The organism is Psychrobacter sp. Choline-02u-9, from assembly GCF_002836505.1.
Taxonomy (GTDB): domain Bacteria; phylum Pseudomonadota; class Gammaproteobacteria; order Pseudomonadales; family Moraxellaceae; genus Psychrobacter.
Genome location: NZ_PJBF01000040.1, coordinates 315,806 through 332,674 on the forward strand (window position 1 = coordinate 315,806; position 16,869 = coordinate 332,674).

General features: G+C 42.4%; 16 protein-coding genes. 11 read left to right on the forward strand and 5 right to left on the reverse strand.

What is annotated here, in order from left to right:
• Positions 1 to 62 precede the first annotated feature (62 nt).
• From CXF69_RS01870 to CXF69_RS01880, 3 genes are all read right to left on the reverse strand, one after another.
• Positions 63 to 368: a hypothetical protein gene (locus CXF69_RS01870; protein ID WP_101205708.1), complete on the reverse strand. Its 306-nt coding sequence runs from the start codon at positions 366 to 368 to the stop codon at positions 63 to 65.
• Between the two features lie 178 nt (positions 369 to 546).
• Entirely contained in the window at positions 547 to 1,227 is a 681-nt protein-coding gene (lolD, locus tag CXF69_RS01875) for a lipoprotein-releasing ABC transporter ATP-binding protein LolD (protein ID WP_057760792.1), read from the reverse strand.
• Between the two features lie 57 nt (positions 1,228 to 1,284).
• Positions 1,285 to 2,520 (reverse strand): lipoprotein-releasing ABC transporter permease subunit, encoded by a 1,236-nt coding sequence (locus tag CXF69_RS01880; protein WP_101205709.1) that lies wholly within the window; start codon positions 2,518 to 2,520, stop codon positions 1,285 to 1,287.
• 443 nt (positions 2,521 to 2,963) lie between these two features.
• On the opposite strand from CXF69_RS01880, the gene CXF69_RS01885 reads away from it, so the two are divergent.
• Complete coding sequence (locus CXF69_RS01885) at positions 2,964 to 3,938, forward strand: hypothetical protein (RefSeq protein ID WP_101205710.1); 975 nt, start codon at positions 2,964 to 2,966, stop codon at positions 3,936 to 3,938.
• Between the two features lie 147 nt (positions 3,939 to 4,085).
• Here CXF69_RS01885 and CXF69_RS01890 read toward each other — a convergent pair whose 3' ends face one another.
• Positions 4,086 to 4,475, reverse strand: coding sequence for an SCP2 sterol-binding domain-containing protein (locus CXF69_RS01890; RefSeq protein ID WP_057760797.1), 390 nt, complete (start codon positions 4,473 to 4,475; stop codon positions 4,086 to 4,088).
• Between the two features lie 866 nt (positions 4,476 to 5,341).
• On the opposite strand from CXF69_RS01890, the gene ccoN reads away from it, so the two are divergent.
• From ccoN to CXF69_RS01920, 6 genes are all read left to right on the forward strand, one after another.
• On the forward strand, positions 5,342 to 6,823 hold the full coding sequence (ccoN, locus tag CXF69_RS01895) for a cytochrome-c oxidase, cbb3-type subunit I (RefSeq protein WP_057760799.1): 1,482 nt from the start codon (positions 5,342 to 5,344) through the stop codon (positions 6,821 to 6,823).
• Between the two features lie 9 nt (positions 6,824 to 6,832).
• Positions 6,833 to 7,471 carry a cytochrome-c oxidase, cbb3-type subunit II gene (ccoO, locus tag CXF69_RS01900; protein ID WP_101205711.1) on the forward strand — a complete coding sequence of 213 codons (639 nt, stop codon included), beginning with the start codon at positions 6,833 to 6,835 and terminating at the stop codon, positions 7,469 to 7,471.
• Positions 7,471 to 7,653 carry a CcoQ/FixQ family Cbb3-type cytochrome c oxidase assembly chaperone gene (locus CXF69_RS01905; protein ID WP_010199605.1) on the forward strand — a complete coding sequence of 61 codons (183 nt, stop codon included), beginning with the start codon at positions 7,471 to 7,473 and terminating at the stop codon, positions 7,651 to 7,653. Before ccoO ends, CXF69_RS01905 begins: the two co-directional genes overlap by 1 nt.
• Positions 7,650 to 8,798, forward strand: coding sequence for a c-type cytochrome (locus CXF69_RS01910; RefSeq protein ID WP_101205712.1), 1,149 nt, complete (start codon positions 7,650 to 7,652; stop codon positions 8,796 to 8,798). Before CXF69_RS01905 ends, CXF69_RS01910 begins: the two co-directional genes overlap by 4 nt.
• 526 nt (positions 8,799 to 9,324) lie before the next feature.
• The gene (ccoG, locus tag CXF69_RS01915) at positions 9,325 to 10,734 is read left to right on the forward strand and encodes a cytochrome c oxidase accessory protein CcoG (protein WP_101205713.1); all 1,410 of its coding nucleotides are present in this window, start codon (positions 9,325 to 9,327) and stop codon (positions 10,732 to 10,734) included.
• Between the two features lie 218 nt (positions 10,735 to 10,952).
• On the forward strand, positions 10,953 to 11,534 hold the full coding sequence (locus CXF69_RS01920) for a FixH family protein (RefSeq protein WP_101205714.1): 582 nt from the start codon (positions 10,953 to 10,955) through the stop codon (positions 11,532 to 11,534).
• A gap of 127 nt (positions 11,535 to 11,661) precedes the next feature.
• Here the strand turns inward: CXF69_RS01920 and ttcA are convergent, their stop codons facing one another.
• Complete coding sequence (gene ttcA / locus CXF69_RS01925; protein WP_101205715.1) at positions 11,662 to 12,831, reverse strand: tRNA 2-thiocytidine(32) synthetase TtcA; 1,170 nt, start codon at positions 12,829 to 12,831, stop codon at positions 11,662 to 11,664.
• A gap of 287 nt (positions 12,832 to 13,118) precedes the next feature.
• On the opposite strand from ttcA, the gene queC reads away from it, so the two are divergent.
• The 4 genes from queC (at position 13,119) to CXF69_RS01945 (ending at position 16,855) form a co-directional block, all read left to right on the forward strand.
• Positions 13,119 to 13,895 (forward strand): 7-cyano-7-deazaguanine synthase QueC, encoded by a 777-nt coding sequence (queC, locus tag CXF69_RS01930; protein WP_101205716.1) that lies wholly within the window; start codon positions 13,119 to 13,121, stop codon positions 13,893 to 13,895.
• A 326-nt stretch (positions 13,896 to 14,221) separates the two neighbouring features.
• Entirely contained in the window at positions 14,222 to 14,551 is a 330-nt protein-coding gene (locus CXF69_RS01935; RefSeq protein ID WP_057760815.1) for a hypothetical protein, read from the forward strand.
• 175 nt (positions 14,552 to 14,726) lie between these two features.
• Positions 14,727 to 15,224, forward strand: coding sequence for a peroxiredoxin (locus CXF69_RS01940; RefSeq protein ID WP_102078665.1), 498 nt, complete (start codon positions 14,727 to 14,729; stop codon positions 15,222 to 15,224).
• A gap of 140 nt (positions 15,225 to 15,364) precedes the next feature.
• Positions 15,365 to 16,855: a dihydrolipoyl dehydrogenase gene (locus CXF69_RS01945; RefSeq protein ID WP_102078666.1), complete on the forward strand. Its 1,491-nt coding sequence runs from the start codon at positions 15,365 to 15,367 to the stop codon at positions 16,853 to 16,855.
• Positions 16,856 to 16,869 lie beyond the last annotated feature (14 nt).

The window sequence follows — 16,869 nt, forward strand, 5'->3', positions numbered from 1 at the left end:
CTATCTTCATTACACGGCTATAACGCTTACGCCCTAGCTAAACTAAGCTTAGCTAGCAAAGCTTATTCTTCTTTACTGTTCTCTATAGCATTTAAGACTTTGTCAGTGAAATCTCTATCCATCGGTACGATCTCAATGACTTCATCATTTTTACAGAGCGTATAACGCTTACCTGTCGCGCTGTCTTGAACTTTTAGGTCGTAATCAACCCCAGCCAAAGTGATGGCATCAAACACAGGTGTCAGTAGCTCCGTTTGCGCTTGTCTATCAAGTGTTTCAAACAAAGTTGGATCGATGTAAGGCTTTAACGGCTCATCACCCTCTTCTGCACTGCCAAAAGCCGCAATTGGATTATCATCTTCACGCATTTTACGCATCCTTATAAAATAGATAAGGCGGCTGGCTCACAACCGCTTAATCGCTAGTTTCTATGATATATTTTATTAATAATACAACAATAACTTTTCAATATGATAGCCATCACATCCATGACAGACGCCAATAAATGGCGTTTCGGTCAGTTTTTCGACCTAATATAAAAAATTATTAATACTGTTCCCAATGCCCATTGCGTAGCAACAACTGACGATCAGCAAGAGCCGCTAAATTACGATCATGCGTCACCATAAGTAGCGCCGTTTGCATGGTGCTTTGTAGCTCTGACAACAAGCCAAAGACGCTTTGTGCATTGTCGTAGTCCAAGTTACCTGTTGGCTCATCTGCCAAGATAAGCGATGGCTTAGTCACTAGCGCGCGTGCAATCGCTACACGTTGACGCTCGCCACCTGATAGCTCACCTGGTCTATGCATCAAACGATGCTCCAGACCGACATTTTCTAGAATCTCAACCGCTTGCTTACGAGCATCAGTCGTTGATACTTCTGGACGCATCAGCAATGGCATGGCTACGTTTTCGATTGCTGTAAATTCTGCCAAAAGGTGGTGAAACTGATAAATAAAGCCCAAATGCTTGTTGCGCATAGCTCCACGCTCAGTTTCATTCATGCTATTTAATAACTGACCATGTAACCAAACCTCACCACTGGTTGGCGTATCTAGACCACCAAGCAAATGTAGCAGTGTACTTTTACCTGAACCACTGGTTCCAACGATAGCGATGCGTTCACCCGCATGAACAGTCAGATCAAGACCAGTCAATACTTGTGTACTGACCGCGCCTTCATCATATATCTTATTGATATTGGTCGCCTCTAAAATGGCAGACATAGCGCTTCCTTTATTTTATTTATTTCGGTATTTATTTCGATGTTTAGGCGTTTGCGATTACTCATAGCGTAGCGTTTGAGCAGGCTGAATCTTAGCCGCTCGGCGTGCTGGATAAATCGTTGCCAAAAAGCTCAGTACAAACGATGCACCTGTGATTAATACCACATCTAACAAACGCAACTGCGATGGCAAATAATTGACAAAATACGCATCAAATAGGTTTAGACCAAAGGCTTGGTTAATAAAGCCTAAAATATCGCTGACCGTAAGTGCAAATATCACACCCAGTATCGTACCAGCGATAGTACCGATAACACCGATGACCACACCTTGGACCATAAAGACTTGCGTAATCAAACGAGGAGACGCACCAAAGGTTTTTAAGATTGCGATATCTGCTTTTTTATCGGTCACTAGCATGACCAGACTTGAAACAATGTTAAAAGCGGCCACTAAAATAATCAAAAATAGTAATAGGCCGACCATGGCTTTTTCCATTTGAATTGCCCCAAACAGATTGCCATGGGTCTGTGTCCAGTCATTTGGATATAGCTTCTCAGGTGCGATAGCAGCCGCTTTTTCCGCAGCTATCGGCGCAGTAAAGATATCGTTAACCTTCATGCGTACGCCCTGCGCGCCTTCTGGCAAACGCAGTAATTTTGCCGCATCTCCCATCGGGATAAACGCCATGAGACTGTCTACTTCTGGGCTGATCGTAAAGATGCCTGTCAGAGTAAACCGCTTAAATCGCGGTATCACACCTGCTGGTGATGGTGACGCTTCTGGCAATACCAGCGTCACTTTATCCCCTATTTGCAGACCCAAAGACTGCACCATCTCCTCGCCCAACACGATACTGAAATCGCCACTTTTCAGGGTGTCAATACTACCTTCAATCATATGCTCATTGATGATGGAGACGTTTTTTTCGTATTCAGGCTCGACACCTGTCACCATGATACCTGCGACCTGACCATTTGATGTCAGCATCCCTTGCAGTTGAATGAATGGTGCCACAGCTGCCACTTCTGGGTCTTCTTTGATCTGATCGGCTAGCTGCTCCCAGTTGCCAATAATTTCTGATGAGACCACAGTAGCCTGCGGTACCATTCCCAAAATACGGGTTTTCAGTTCACGGTCAAAGCCGTTCATCACTGATAGCACCGTAATCAATACGGCAACCCCAAGCGTCAGACCAATCATCGAGATGAGTGATATAAAGGAGATAAAGCCATTACTACGTTCTGCTCGGGTATATCGTAAGCCGATAAATAACGCTAAAGGACGAAACATATTCAAACTCTTTATCTTATCTACGTGCGACTTTATATAGGTTGCATAACGAGCAGTAGTAAATGCATCATACAGTTGCTACTACTCACATATAAATCAAACACAAAAACAGGGGGTCAGACGAGCCAATAACAGCTGTCAAAAGGGAGCTAGTTTGACACAAACTAGCTGATATGTGCCAGTCATTAGCAACAACTGAGAGTATTTTTTACCAAAAAACTGGGTTTTGTTATTATTTTTTATAGGGGGCTTGCTATTAGCTGTACCAATACCTATATATTATATGCTAAAGACAATTGTCATTAACCCCTCATTGAGGTTTCTGATCTTTTACTGGCTAGGCTTCTGACCATCATAAACCAATCATTTAAAATGTTGGATGGTACACAAGCAAACACAGTATTAGATACAAACCTCACGCTGACTTAATTTTGAGTATTTTCATGACCATAAATTATCAATACAAAAACATTCAATCTCCTACCAAGATCACGTTGACCGATGAGCAGTCTGCAGGTCACGCCGATCACTGGCGTATTCTGACCGATGATATGAGTCATGATGTGCCTGAGTGGCTACAAAAAATGATCGAAGTCGCTGCTATGCCTAAAGGCCTGAATAACAACGTCAGTGCAAAAGACAGCTGCCTACTTCTATCAGAAGATCAGCCTTGCCATATTAATCAAGTGCTCGCGATGAAGGATGGTAAGCCAGAATGCTTTATCAATGCCTATCCTTGTGTCGATAGTCCTTACGGATTGACCTGCAAAATTGAGCGTGTCATCGCCAATGACAACTCACATGATGCCGTGTTGCGCTTACGTACTGCTGATGGCAGTATCATTTATGCGTTTGATCAACTCTATACGACCAACCGCCATCTCTATCAACGCGACACCTCTTACTATGTGAACTTTAGTGCTTGGGCGCACGAAATTAAGCTAAGCGAGCAAAACGAAGTCATCATGGTCGAAGACCAAGAGTCTATCCGTTATCACCGTGCCTTTAACGACATCGTGGCGGCAAATGACGGAAAAATCCCTGATGACCTACAAGAGCAAATCAGCGAATGGAAACCTGAAACCAAAGAACAAATGGCACCTGTCGAGATTAACTTAGGCCATATGTGCGCTTACTTGTTTGGTGATACGCTAGGACAAGAAGACGAGGCTTGGTGTCAGGGGCAAGTGCTTGGCAAGCAAGAAACCGTATTTAATGGTAAATCTATCATATTATTTGACGTGGTGACGCTACGTGAGCAGGATGCAGATCCGTTTGTAGTGCGTATTGGTGCGCTTAATACTGCTGAGACTAATAGCATCAAAGTACATGACTACGTCCAAGCCAACGTATGGCTACAAGCAGCAATATACAAAGAAAACCAATCAAATGCGACGCAGCAATCAAAAGCTAGCTAACCTGTTTGAAAGACTTTTTACAGCTTTTTATGCTATTACTTATGTAAGTACCCAATAAAAAAGCCCCTAATATGAATTAGGGGCTTTTCTGTGTCTTATGAATTCTTTCAATGCAAAACGTAACGTAAAAATCGTATAGGTATATGATTAAGCCATCGTCGTCATTGATTTGATGCGAGTATATAGCTCTTTTTGCTCTGCGCTTGGACGTGCAGTCTGTACGGCCATTAGCTGTGACATATCGCCTTCGACACGGATTTTGCCACTCATAAACGCACCCATGATTTGGTTGGTATCAAAATCAGTGATGATAGACTGTAGAATATCGCGATCTAGTAGCAGTGTCGTTGTTGCATTATCGTTTAAGCCGCGATGCAGCAAACCATTTGCAAAATTGGCTTCGATAGTTTTATCAGCTTCAGCCACTTTTAAGTTGACGACCATATTGGCAAGTACTGGCGGTAAGTTTAACTCACCTGCTTCGTTGCCCATTTTTTCTACTTGCTCAAACCATTCATCTGTCAAAAAAACTGCCATATTATATTATCCTTAATTGATATTCTATCAGGCCAATATCCCTTGAAGTATTATTAGCCTAACTATTAGAATTATTAAAATGATTGCTATCAATAGACCTATGCAATACATAGCCATTAATGACGTTCAGCCTCATTATAAAGGGCGACTTGATAAGAAGTAAAACCTATTTATCGGCTCAGCAATGTTATTGTTACAAAACTTCTTTGCAAGCCTACGCTTATGTCTAGCGAGCGCTTCCCCTATTCAATCAAAATAAGCATCTAGAATAGTGACAAAATTGTGTATAAAATAGAGGAGTAGCACAGCAATAATAAGTTGCTCGCTAACATTTATACCAAAGAGTTTGTATTTTGGCGCATAGTTCTGATGATATTTAATTAGGATTGCGTTACAATACCCTTAAACAGAGTCGGGAGTTTTAACCAAACATTACATAATCGTGTTTTTTGTCAGCCGCCGCTAGCATACATCTATGGTCAATGCGTTTTAATAGCCCTATAGATATGGGTATCTATCTTCATTAGTACAGATTTTTTCGTAATAATTAAGATACATATTTAGCCTTATGAGATGTTTGATGCTCAAAACGGCGCGTCTTCTTATTTACCTTGATGATCTATTAACAATCCTACTATCGATTGACTTTAAGTAAAGTGTATGAAATGCCTATTTCTATTTATTAGTATTAACTAATAGACAGTAAGGGCCTAAATCGATAGTTAATGACGTCATTGCGCTAAATAAGCCAAAAAACAACATGTGTTGGCGCTAGTATAAATACAAATTTGAGAGTATTTATAGTGCAGACAACATAGATTGTTGGTTAATTCTGTTGATAATTCGGGCTGTAAAGGAATCATCCAATGAGTTTACAAAACACAGCAGTCGCCCCAGTTGACCGTGAGTATGAAATTACTATCGTAAGATTTTTTACGATCATGGCTGTCGTTTGGGGCATCGTCGGCATGAGTCTTGGTGTGTTCATTGCTTCACAGTTAGCATGGCCAGCACTCAACTTTGACATTCCATGGCTGACCTTTAGTCGTTTAAGACCACTGCATACCAATGCGGTGATTTTTGCGTTCGGTGGCTCTGCCCTGTTCGCAACGTCTTACTACATCGTTCAGCGTACCTGTAAGACGCGTTTATTTGCGCCATATTTGGCTTGGTTTACCTTTTGGGGTTGGCAAGCGGTTATCGTATCCGCTGTTATTACCCTTCCTCTAGGTTTGACCTCAACTAAAGAATACGCTGAGCTTGAGTGGCCGATCGATATCCTAATTGCCTTGGTATGGATCTCTTATGCCATTGTATTTTTTGGTACGCTCATCAAACGTAAAACCTCACATATCTATGTGGCTAACTGGTTCTTTGCCGCTTTCATCATTACGATTGCATTACTACACATCGTAAACAGCATGGCGATTCCAGTTAGTGCGTTCAAATCTTACTCGCTATTTGGCGGTGCAACTGATGCGATGGTGCAGTGGTGGTACGGGCATAACGCGGTAGGTTTTTACTTAACGGCAGCCTTCCTTGGAATGATGTATTATTTCGTTCCTGTACAGATTGGCCGTCCTATCTATTCTTATCGTTTGTCTATCGTTCACTTTTGGGCATTGATTGCTTCATATATGTGGGCCGGTGGTCACCATTTGCATTATTCAGCGCTTCCTGATTGGACGCAGTCTCTTGCTATGGTATTCTCAATCATCCTGTTTGCACCATCTTGGGGTGGTATGATTAACGGTGTACTAACGCTATCAGGTAGTTGGGATAAGCTGCGTACCGATCCAATCATTCGCTTTATGATTGTTGCATTGTCGTTCTACGCGATGTCGACGTTCGAAGGCCCAATGATGTCTATCAAAACAGTGAATGCGCTATCGCATAATACTGATTGGACAGTTGGTCACGTACACTCAGGCGCACTTGGCTGGGTTGGTATGATTACCATTGGTTCGCTATACGTACTGTTACCACGTATTTATAACAAACCGAAGATGTACTCTATCAGCTTAATCACCACGCATTTCTGGCTTGCGACTGCAGGAACGATCTTCTATATCGTGTCTATGTGGATCTCAGGTATTGGCCAAGGCATGATGTGGCTTGCTACTAACCCAGACGGTACTTTGGTATATAGCTTCGTTGATACTGTTGAATTCTCGCATTTCCCATATATTGGCCGTGCATTTGGTGGCTTCTTATATGTATCGGGTATGTTTGTTATGGCTTATAACTGCTATAAAACACTCAAAATGCCAGAAGGTAAGCCTGTAGATGTCGCTGATCCAACGGATCATGAACCTAGTGTCGAAAAACCTTCGACAGCTAACGTATAAGGAGCGATCATGGCTGGTACACCGCATGAAATTATTGAAAAAAATACAGGCTTGTTAGTCATTGGTATCGTGATTGCTATTAGTTTTGCAACGCTAGTTGAAATCGTGCCATTGATCTATGACAACAAGGGTCCTGAAGAAGGTGGGGTGAACGCTCCCCTTCCTGCCATGGAGCCTTGGACAGCGCTTGAATTTGAAGGTCGTGATATTTATATCCGTGAAGGATGTCACGTTTGTCATACTCAAATGGTTCGCCCATTACGTGCAGAAGTTGAACGTTATGGACCATATTCACGTGCCGCCGAGTCGACGTGGGATCATCCATTCTTATGGGGATCGAAACGTACTGGACCAGATTTAGCACGTGTTGGTGGCCGTTATTCTGAAGATTGGCAAAAGCAACATTTGATCAATCCACGTTCGCTAGTGCCTGAGTCAGTTATGCCAGGTTTCCCTTGGTTAGCGACTAACGAAGTAGATGGCGAAAACGTTCAAGCTAAAATGCGTCTATTCCGCGATCGCTTCGGTGTTCCTTATACTGAAGAAGATATTGAAGGCGCTCCAGATGCAGTGCTTGGCGCTACTGAGCTTGACGCTTTGGTCGCCTATCTACAGCAGTTAGGTACCGCAATGGAAGGACAGCGCTAATGGGTATTGGTGAATTACAAACAATTGCGACCGTTTCTGCCTTTGTTGCCTTTGTAGGCGTTGCATGGTGGGCGTATTCGCCAAAAAACAAAAAACGCTTCGAAGAAGATGCACAACTTGCGCTTGATGACGAGGATATAAAGTCTCTGTCTGAAGAGCAGCGCAATAAGGATAAACGATGACATTTTTTTGGAGTTCTTGGATCACTGTATTTAGTTTTGCTTGTTGGCTATTTATTCTTGGCGTCCTTTTGATGGTTCTAAAGTACAAGCCAGAAGTAGAAGAAGACGGTACAACAGGTCATGAATATGATGGCATCCGAGAATACGACAAACCCCTGCCCAAGTGGTGGTTAGTGATATTTTTTGGCTCAATCGTCTGGGGCATCGCTTACTGGGTGTTTTTCCCAGCCATGTTCCCTAAGCATTGGGACGGTATTGCCACAGTAGAAGTCGATGGCGAAACGGTACCTTGGACCTCTAAAAACGAGTTGTTCAGTGAACTTGAAAGCAACAACAAAGTATTTACCGATAACTTTGAAAAAAGCATTTTGGTAAAAGCAGATGCTGCAGGCGCGACTGCGACACTTGGTACGCTAAACGAGTTACAAGCGACCATGCGTCGTAGCGAAAACCCACCAGCAGATCTACAGACTAAAATTGACGAAAAAGTTGCAGAACTTGCTCCTTATGTCGAAAAATTGTCTGAAAATCCAAATGCTTTAAAGGTTGGTAGCCGCTTGTTCCTACAGAACTGTTCTGTATGTCATGGCTCTAACGCTAAAGGTGCGACAGGCTACCCTAACCTAACAGACAATGATTGGTTATATGGCGGCGAAGCTAGCAACATTCTGACCACGCTACATAATGGTCGTATTGGCGGTATGCCTGCTTGGCGCGATCAGATCGGCGAAGACGGTGTACGTGCAGCTTCTGAATATGTATTGTCACTATCTCCAAACAACGGTAGTAAGAGTAACGGTGAACTTGACCAAACTTTGGTTAATCAAGGCGAAGCGATCTTTAAGCAACAGTGTGCACTATGTCACTCTGAAAGCGGTAAAGGTATGATTTCAGCAGGTGCACCAAACTTGACTGACAACATCTGGTTATATGGCGGTGAGCGTGAGACTGTACGTAATACATTACGTTATGGCCGTGCTGGCGTTATGCCTCAGTGGGAAACTAAGCTAGGTAATGAGCGCATCATGCTACTTGCTGCTTATATCTACTCACTATCAGATAAAACAGGCAAATCACCTGAAGCAGCACCGGTTACTGCTGCAGCTACTCAGCCTGTAGCAACTGAAGAAGCAACTGCTAACTAAGACGTTGTTACTGTACTGAATATGGACGAGATTTAATGAAGGGAGAACTGTTATTGCAGTTCTCCCTTTTGCGTATGGCGGTATTGATTTTCATTTAGAAATGACAATGATGAGCAGCTATAAACACTAGAAAACGTTCTCATATATTCGTTGATTTTTATGATTATCACCCCATTATTAGTAGGGAGAATGTTAGAATAGCTATTTTTAAAATAGTCTATTAGTCATAGCTTTATATCGCTCTGACTCAATCACATAACACGATAGTCAACTTCACATAAATTAGATGCAGGTTTGTTTAGTCTACTATTTGTAGTACCTTCACTCCCCTTTGCTTGTATCAAGATTATGTTGAACCGACTATATTTACAATCGATCATTTGGTAAGCAGATTAGAAAGTTTTTTATCGAATTTTTTATCCGCTATTTACTGACATTGATAACATCATACACTCATATACCTCGACGCTAGAGGTGTTTGTTCATCATGCCAGCAGACTGATTCTTTTTTTAAAGAGGCACGTTTATGTCAGCACAACAACCCAATAAAATTCCTGTACAACAAGTCGATCTTGATGCAACCAAGCATCGTGTACACCCAAGGTTTGTCACAGGTTTTTATCAAAATATTCGTGTCATCACGATGTATGCTCTTTTGGCGGCTTTTTTACTTTTGCCATGGCTGCGCTATAATGATAGACAAGCGATATGGTTTGATGTGCCATCGCAGCATTACTATATTTTTGGCATGACGTTTTTGACGCAAGATTTCTATTTTATTGCTGCATTTGCCATTATTGCCGCGTTTACGCTGTTTATGGTGACGGTATATGCTGGACGCGTTTGGTGCGGTTACGCCTGTCCTCAAACGATATGGACGCATCTATACCAATATGTTGAAAAATGGGTAATTGGCGATCGTAATAAACGTATCAAGTTTGATAAAGCACCGTTAAGTGCGAGCAAAGTGTTCAAACGCACGGTTGTTTATTCAATTTGGTTTTTACTTTCTGTGATTACAGCGGCGACCTTTGTTAGTTATGTAGCAGGGACAGATTCTCTATATCATAGCTGGCAGTCAATAGGAGTGATTCCCTTCCCTGACTGGCCAACATGGGTATGGGTCTCAATGTTTATCTTCACCTTTGCTACTTATGCCAATGCAGGCTATATGCGTGAGCAAATGTGTGTACAGATTTGCCCCTATGGCCGCTTTCAGAGTGTGATGTTTGATAAAGACACATTGATCGTATCTTATGATTATGAGCGCGGTGAGCCGCGCGGTGCCCGTAAAAAAGGCACAAATCCAGAGCACCTGGGCGACTGCATTGAATGTACCATGTGTGTGCAGGTCTGCCCTACTGGTATCGATATTCGTGATGGTTTGCAAGTTGGCTGTATCCAGTGTGCAGCTTGTATTGATGCCTGTAACGAAGTGATGGATAAGGTCGGCTATCCGCGTGGACTGATTCGTTATACAACCGAACGTCAGCTGGCAGAAAAAGAGCCAAGCCGCGTACTACGCCCACGATTATTTGCTTATTTGACGTTATTAGCTGTGCTATGTGGCGGTGTTATATATGCGCTGACCGATCGCGTGCCCTTAGAGATTGATATCCGCCGTGACCGTAATCAGTTGTCGTCTATCAACAATCAAGGCATGATCGAAAACAGCTATATCGTCAAGCTAACCAATAAGACGCAGGATGCTCATACCTACACGATAACACTAGCACCGCAAAAAGGGCTGAGCTTAGAGCTACGCTTTAACGATGTACCATTAGAAGCTGGCGAAAGCTTTGATATGCCAGTCAGTATTTATGGTGATCCTGATGTAATAGAGTTTGGCCAAACGCCTGTCACGCTAAATGTGAGCAGCGAAAACGGTAAGTATAAGGTAAGTAAGCAAAATATCTTTACGACCCAAGGTCAGTAAATGATTAGCAGACCTATTGTTTAATTTCATGTATATCATTCGGTAGTCTGTAGCTAGTGCAAGTAGTTAAATAACTAATTGTTATAGCGAAAGGCTATTGGATACACGTTTTATCATTAAACTGGCAGCGCTTAGCCGCCAAATTATCCGTTGATACCATTTGTAGATATCTAATGAACAGCTATCTATTGAATGCGTATCTGATGCATAGGTATTTTATGTCTACTCCAGCACCGAACTTTAAACATCAAGATAAGCAGCCATGGTATAAAAATTACATGGTCGTTATCTTTGTGATTGGCATGCCTGCTGCGGTCGTGATCGCTTGTATTTGGTTTGTTTATTACTCTTACCAGATCCGTGATAGCGTAGTACGTGACGACTGGTATATGGATGGCAAAACGCTCTATCATGATGTGTCTCGTGACAAGCTCACGTATGACTTAGATTTGCATGGACAAATGCAGTTTGCAGAAAATGGCGATATTGTGTTTTATCTTAACTACCCTGAGCAAAGCGTCCAGTCAGGCAAGCTGCTAAACGGCACACCACTTACCTATCCTGATACGTTGGAGCTGTCTATTTCTCATGCAACGGATATCAAAAAAGACCGCGATGTTGTCCTTAAGCATGTTGAGGGCAATAGATACAGTGCACAAGTCGATATTGATCCTGTAAAAGCCAAGTATTACCTACAGGTTAGCAACGACGGTAAAGATGATTGGCGTATGCAAGATGTCGCAAAATTGCCTCGTTCAAAGGTCAGCTTTGACCCATTACCAGTTTTTGCTAAGAGTTAATGCTGTTAGTAGCATCCAGACATAAAAAAAACCAGCCACTCGTCAGAGATCGGCTGGTTTTTTTTGAGCTATTTAATAGCCTAATAATTAATAGGTATTATCTAATATAGCTTTAATCCATCAACTACTAAATCACTGGGTTAATCGTTGGAATTTTCTGTGTTTTACGCTCATTTTGCGCGGCTTTATCCGTCTCTGTCGAATAAGGCTTGTCACTAGCAAACTTAGGATTGAACGTTTGCGTCATTGGTGATACCGGTAAACCAATCTCAGCCAAACTATCTGTCTGCCCAGCTTGAATATTGTCGCCTTCAAATAAACGCTCATTATTATCACGGTCAAGACTGAGTGTTTCAAAATCAAAAAGCTCACGATCAGCTAATTGTGATGGCGCAACGTTTTGCATTGCCTTAAAGATCGAAGCCAAACGCTGCGGGTGAGCATTATCCCATTCACGGAGCATATCGTTGATAATAGCACGTTGTAGGTTGGTCTGGCTGCCACATAGGTTACAAGGAATGATTGGGAATTCCTTTAATTTGGCATATTCAATAATGTCTTTTTCTTCGACATAGGCCAATGGGCGAATCAGCATATTTTGCTTGTCATCACTTAGTAGCTTGGGCGGCATGGATTTAAGCGCACCACCATGGAATAAGTTCAAAAAGAAGGTCGCCAGCATATCATCACGATGATGACCAAGGGCAATCTTAGTCGCACCAATCTGTTTGGCAAAGCCATATAGTGAACCGCGGCGCAGACGTGAGCATGCAGAGCAATAAGTCTTGCCTTCTGGCACCACGCTTTTGACGATGCTATAGGTGTCTTTTTCTAAAATATAGTGAGCGATGCCCTGCTCGTTTAGATACGCAGGTAAAATATCTTCCGGATAGCCTGGCTGCTTTTGGTCGAGATTGACCGCGACAATATCAAAATGAATCGGTGCAATGCGTTTTAGCAGCAATAAAATATCGAGTAAGGTATAGCTGTCTTTACCACCCGAAACACAGACCATCACCACATCGCCATCTTCGATCATATTAAAATCGCGGATTGCCCAAGAAACTTGGCGACGCAGCTTCTTTTGTAGTTTACGAAAGTACGCTGATTCGGTAGGTGCTTGCGCATCGGCAAACTGCTCGTCAATCATGTCCTCATCACTGCCATCTTCAGAGACGTCATCGTACTCTCTACTATCAGTATCGGTGTCCATAGCCTGACTATCAAAGCTCGTTGCATCAGATACATCATCAGCTTGAGAAGGAATATTTGGCGTAAATAAGGTTGCTGCGGTCATAAGTTACTCAATATCTTTATAAGGGTGATTTTACTATAAAGCGATTTGCGATAAAGCTTTTAAAGCATTATCACCGATGTCAGGTGACTGATACTTTAAAAGCTGCGATTATAACAAATATTGCTAACAGATTGAAAAGATGACAGTAATACCGACTTTATTTTATTACGATGCTGTTTAAATTTGCTTTGGCAGCTTAGTGACGGGTGATTGGTCGCTTCGTGGTTCTGTAGTAGACGTATTTTTGCTAAAATAGCCGTTTTCGTAAACCAATAATAGATATCACTATGACTAACGTTACTTTGCAAAACACCCCCAATCAAGTATCAGATGCTGATTTAGCTGCTCTTACCAAAAGCCAAAATGCGGTTGTCCTTTTATCTGGCGGTCTCGATTCGGTGACTTGCTTATATTGGGCAAAAGCGCGCTATGCATCAGTGACAGCAGTCAGCTTTAACTATGGTCAACGTCATAATAGTGAACTTGTGGCCGCAAAGACCATCGCTGAGACAGCAGGCGTCAATCATAGAATCATTGATATTGATATCGCACAACTGGGTGGCTCTTCACTGACAGACCACAGTATGATCGTGCCAGATGGTGATTCGGACAAATTCCCTAGCAAAAAACGCGATGAGATTGATAACGACGCTATCCCGAATACCTACGTGCCTGCGCGTAACACTATCTTCTTATCATACGCGTTAGCAGTCGCCGAAGTCGCTGATGCCAATCATATCGTCATCGGTGTCAGCTCAGTTGATTACTCGGGCTACCCTGATTGTCGCCCAGAGTATATAGCTGCCTTCGAACATATGGCCAATCTCGCGACAAAAGCAGGCGTTACTGGTCATCGCTTATCGATTCAAACGCCATTACAGCAACTGTCAAAAGCCCAAACCATTGAGCTTGGTCTGTCATTAGGTGTCGATTACGGACAGACGATTTCTTGTTATCGCGCAGATGCCAATGGTCTTGCTTGCGGTGTTTGTGATAGCTGCGCATTACGTCGTCAGGGCTTCGCCCAAGCTGGCGTCACCGACCCTACTCACTATCAGTCTTAATTAATTTTAGTCAGTTCTGTATAAATTAGATACGGTATAAGGCGCGCTTATTCCGCTATCCTTCCTTATGATTAAATCATATCGAACTGATTATGCATTAATACTAAATATTGCGTGGAATGACGATACCCATCAACATTCGCGCAACATTCGCTTGCATTAACACAGCACGTCGTTCTTGTATTCTAATCGACATACTTGCTATCGTATGAACGATTATATTTATCGAAAGATGTACATGACGATATCGGTCACTCATATATTGATGAGTTGACTTTGCATTGAGAAAAAGATAAAAAATTGACGCTACCCGTAAGAGGAAATTTATGAAGTTGTTGCCAGTACTACCCCTAGCCTTAGCGGCCCTGTTTGCCATGCCACAAGCCAACGCTGCTGACATTAAGCAAGACAATATCAATTCATGTGTCAATGGCGCAGTCAAATACAAAGTCGCTGACAAAAGCAACGCAACCAAACTATGTAACTGTACTATTGGTGTACGCAGCAACATGACTATCGGTCAAATGTGGGAAATCGAAAGCTACGCGCAAGATAAGAAAGACCCTTCTAATTTGCCATATGTGAAAGCGATGCAAAAAGATTTACAGCAGTGCACCGTTGGCTTAGATTTAAAGAAGCCACAAAAACCTGCTTAATCTCTAATCGTTTGATATACAAAAGACTGGCTATTGCCAGTCTTTTTTGTTGCCAATGAATGGGCAAAGTGTAAAACTGATTATTTATTTCTACTAATCTGCCTATAATAAGAACACTATAAATAGAACCATCATTAAGCCAATACACATAACTAAAATTAATAAGGATTTTACAATGGCCAAGCCAACAACAGAAACCATTCACCTACCTGATTTTCCAGTAACCATAGTACGCAAACTTGCTGGTAACTTTATTCATGATGAAATCAATCTAAAAGAAATGGTCGCCAATACCGATAAAGGCCTTATCCTTTATTTTTATCCCAAAGACAACACGCCAGGCTGCACCACACAGGCAACAGAGTTTACCTCGCACCTTCATGACTTCGATGAATTGGGCTACGACATCATCGGCGTCTCTCGTGATAGTGTTGAATCTCATGAAAAATTTATCGACAAATATGACTTACAGATTCCACTCATCAGTGACGCTGATGAAAAGCTATGCCAGTATTTTGACGTTATCAAAGAAAAAAATATGTATGGCAAAGTTACGCTAGGTCTTGTACGTTCGGCATTTGTATTCGATAAAAACAGTGGGCTGACTCATGCTCAGCGTAACTTACGTGCTAAAGACTATACCAGTCGTTTACTGACTATATTAGCGCCGTAATCACTGGTTCTGTAAGTCAGTATTATTGACGTTATAATTAAATCAGTATTGATCATAAGAACAATAAAAACCGAATAAAAAATATAAGCCAAGCATTCAGTCTATCACTGAATATAACTTTGCCCCTATTAGAGAATAATATGAATAAACCATCTGACACGACCACCGACGATACGCCGAAAGAAGTCACGCGCAAAGTATCTGTCGCTATTATTGGCGCGGGTACCGCAGGTCAAAACGCTTTTCGCCAAGCGAGTAAAATCAAAGATGACGTGGTCATTATTAATGAAGGATTTTGGACCACGACCTGTATTGCGGTCGGCTGTATGCCTAGTAAGCTGTTAATTGCAGCGGCGGATCGCGCACATGATGCCAACCATTCTGCTGAATTTGGTATTCATGCAACAGCGAAAATTGATGGCAAACGAGTCATGGAGCGTGTGCGTGACGAACGCAGTCATTTTGCTAGCTACATCAAAAAGCAAGTAGACAGCTGGCCTGATCATAAGAAAATCGACGGTCGTGCTCGTATCAATGAGCAAGGGCTAATCGAGGTCAATGATGAGCTGATTGCTGCTGAGCAAATCATTGTCGCCACAGGTAGCTCGCCGTTTATTCCTGATGGGTGGGCGGATAAGCTTGGTGATACCATGCTCACTTCTGATAGTGTCTTTGAGCTTGAAGACTTACCAAAAACGATGGCTGTCGTCGGTGCTGGTGCCATCGGTCTAGAGCTTGCGCAAGCATTTACACGTTTAGGTGTGGAAGTTACGCTGCTAAACCGTGCCAAACAAGTGGCTGGTCTAAAAGATGATGATATCAATAATAAAGCGATCGATTGCTTAGGTCATGAATTGACCATGCATCTAGGCAGCGAAATTACCGACGTAGGCACAACAGCAGATGGAGGTAATAAAAGTGCATTTATCGAGTATGAAGATAGTGCTGGTGAGTCTCAGCAATGGCAAGGTGAGTATGTCTTAGTTGCTACTGGTCGTCGCAACAATATTAAGCAGCTGGGTGTCGAAAACTTAGGTGTCGAGCTAGACGATAAGAACCGCCCAAAAAACTTGAGTAAAAAAACAGGTCAAATTGGTGACTTAAACGTTTATATCGTTGGTGATGCCAATGCTAATATTCCGTTATTGCATGTGGCCAGCGATGAGGGCTATAGTGCGGGCAGTATGGTCTGCGAAAACACAGAAGCGGCCTATATTCGCCCACCTGCGACGCCGTTTTCTATCGTATTTTGCTCACCGCAAATCGTCAATGTTGGTATGTCGCTACCAGAGATTCAAAAAGATTCAGAACTCGAATTTGTTATCGGTAGCGTAAGCTTTGATAATCAAGGACGTAGCCGTGTAATGGGTGTCAATTGCGGATTGCTACATATCTATGGCTGCAAAAAGACAGACAGAATTTTAGGCGCCAGTATGGTCGGTCCTGATGCTGAATATATCGGTCATATACTTGCCACCGCGATTACCAATGATTTGAGTATTAAAGATATGCTCGACACCCCTTTTTATCATCCGACGATACTAGAGGGACTACGTACGGCGTTACGTGATGTGCAGTATAAAATGGAGATACCTTTCCAATCTCTAGATACCCAAAAGGATACTTCTTAATCGACCCTTTAGCT

Bases quoted from the DNA above. Each gene is read 5' to 3' on its own strand.
- CXF69_RS01870 (WP_101205708.1), bottom strand. From the start codon at position 368: ATGCGTGAAGATGATAATCCAATTGCGGCTTTTGGCAGTGCAGAAGAG.
- lolD (WP_057760792.1), bottom strand. From the start codon at position 1,227: ATGTCTGCCATTTTAGAGGCGACCAATATCAATAAGATATATGATGAA.
- CXF69_RS01880 (WP_101205709.1), bottom strand. From the start codon at position 2,520: ATGTTTCGTCCTTTAGCGTTATTTATCGGCTTACGATATACCCGAGCA.
- CXF69_RS01885 (WP_101205710.1), top strand. From the start codon at position 2,964: ATGACCATAAATTATCAATACAAAAACATTCAATCTCCTACCAAGATC.
- CXF69_RS01890 (WP_057760797.1), bottom strand. From the start codon at position 4,475: ATGGCAGTTTTTTTGACAGATGAATGGTTTGAGCAAGTAGAAAAAATG.
- ccoN (WP_057760799.1), top strand. From the start codon at position 5,342: ATGAGTTTACAAAACACAGCAGTCGCCCCAGTTGACCGTGAGTATGAA.
- ccoO (WP_101205711.1), top strand. From the start codon at position 6,833: ATGGCTGGTACACCGCATGAAATTATTGAAAAAAATACAGGCTTGTTA.
- CXF69_RS01905 (WP_010199605.1), top strand. From the start codon at position 7,471: ATGGGTATTGGTGAATTACAAACAATTGCGACCGTTTCTGCCTTTGTT.
- CXF69_RS01910 (WP_101205712.1), top strand. From the start codon at position 7,650: ATGACATTTTTTTGGAGTTCTTGGATCACTGTATTTAGTTTTGCTTGT.
- ccoG (WP_101205713.1), top strand. From the start codon at position 9,325: ATGTCAGCACAACAACCCAATAAAATTCCTGTACAACAAGTCGATCTT.
- CXF69_RS01920 (WP_101205714.1), top strand. From the start codon at position 10,953: ATGTCTACTCCAGCACCGAACTTTAAACATCAAGATAAGCAGCCATGG.
- ttcA (WP_101205715.1), bottom strand. From the start codon at position 12,831: ATGACCGCAGCAACCTTATTTACGCCAAATATTCCTTCTCAAGCTGAT.
- queC (WP_101205716.1), top strand. From the start codon at position 13,119: ATGACTAACGTTACTTTGCAAAACACCCCCAATCAAGTATCAGATGCT.
- CXF69_RS01935 (WP_057760815.1), top strand. From the start codon at position 14,222: ATGAAGTTGTTGCCAGTACTACCCCTAGCCTTAGCGGCCCTGTTTGCC.
- CXF69_RS01940 (WP_102078665.1), top strand. From the start codon at position 14,727: ATGGCCAAGCCAACAACAGAAACCATTCACCTACCTGATTTTCCAGTA.
- CXF69_RS01945 (WP_102078666.1), top strand. From the start codon at position 15,365: ATGAATAAACCATCTGACACGACCACCGACGATACGCCGAAAGAAGTC.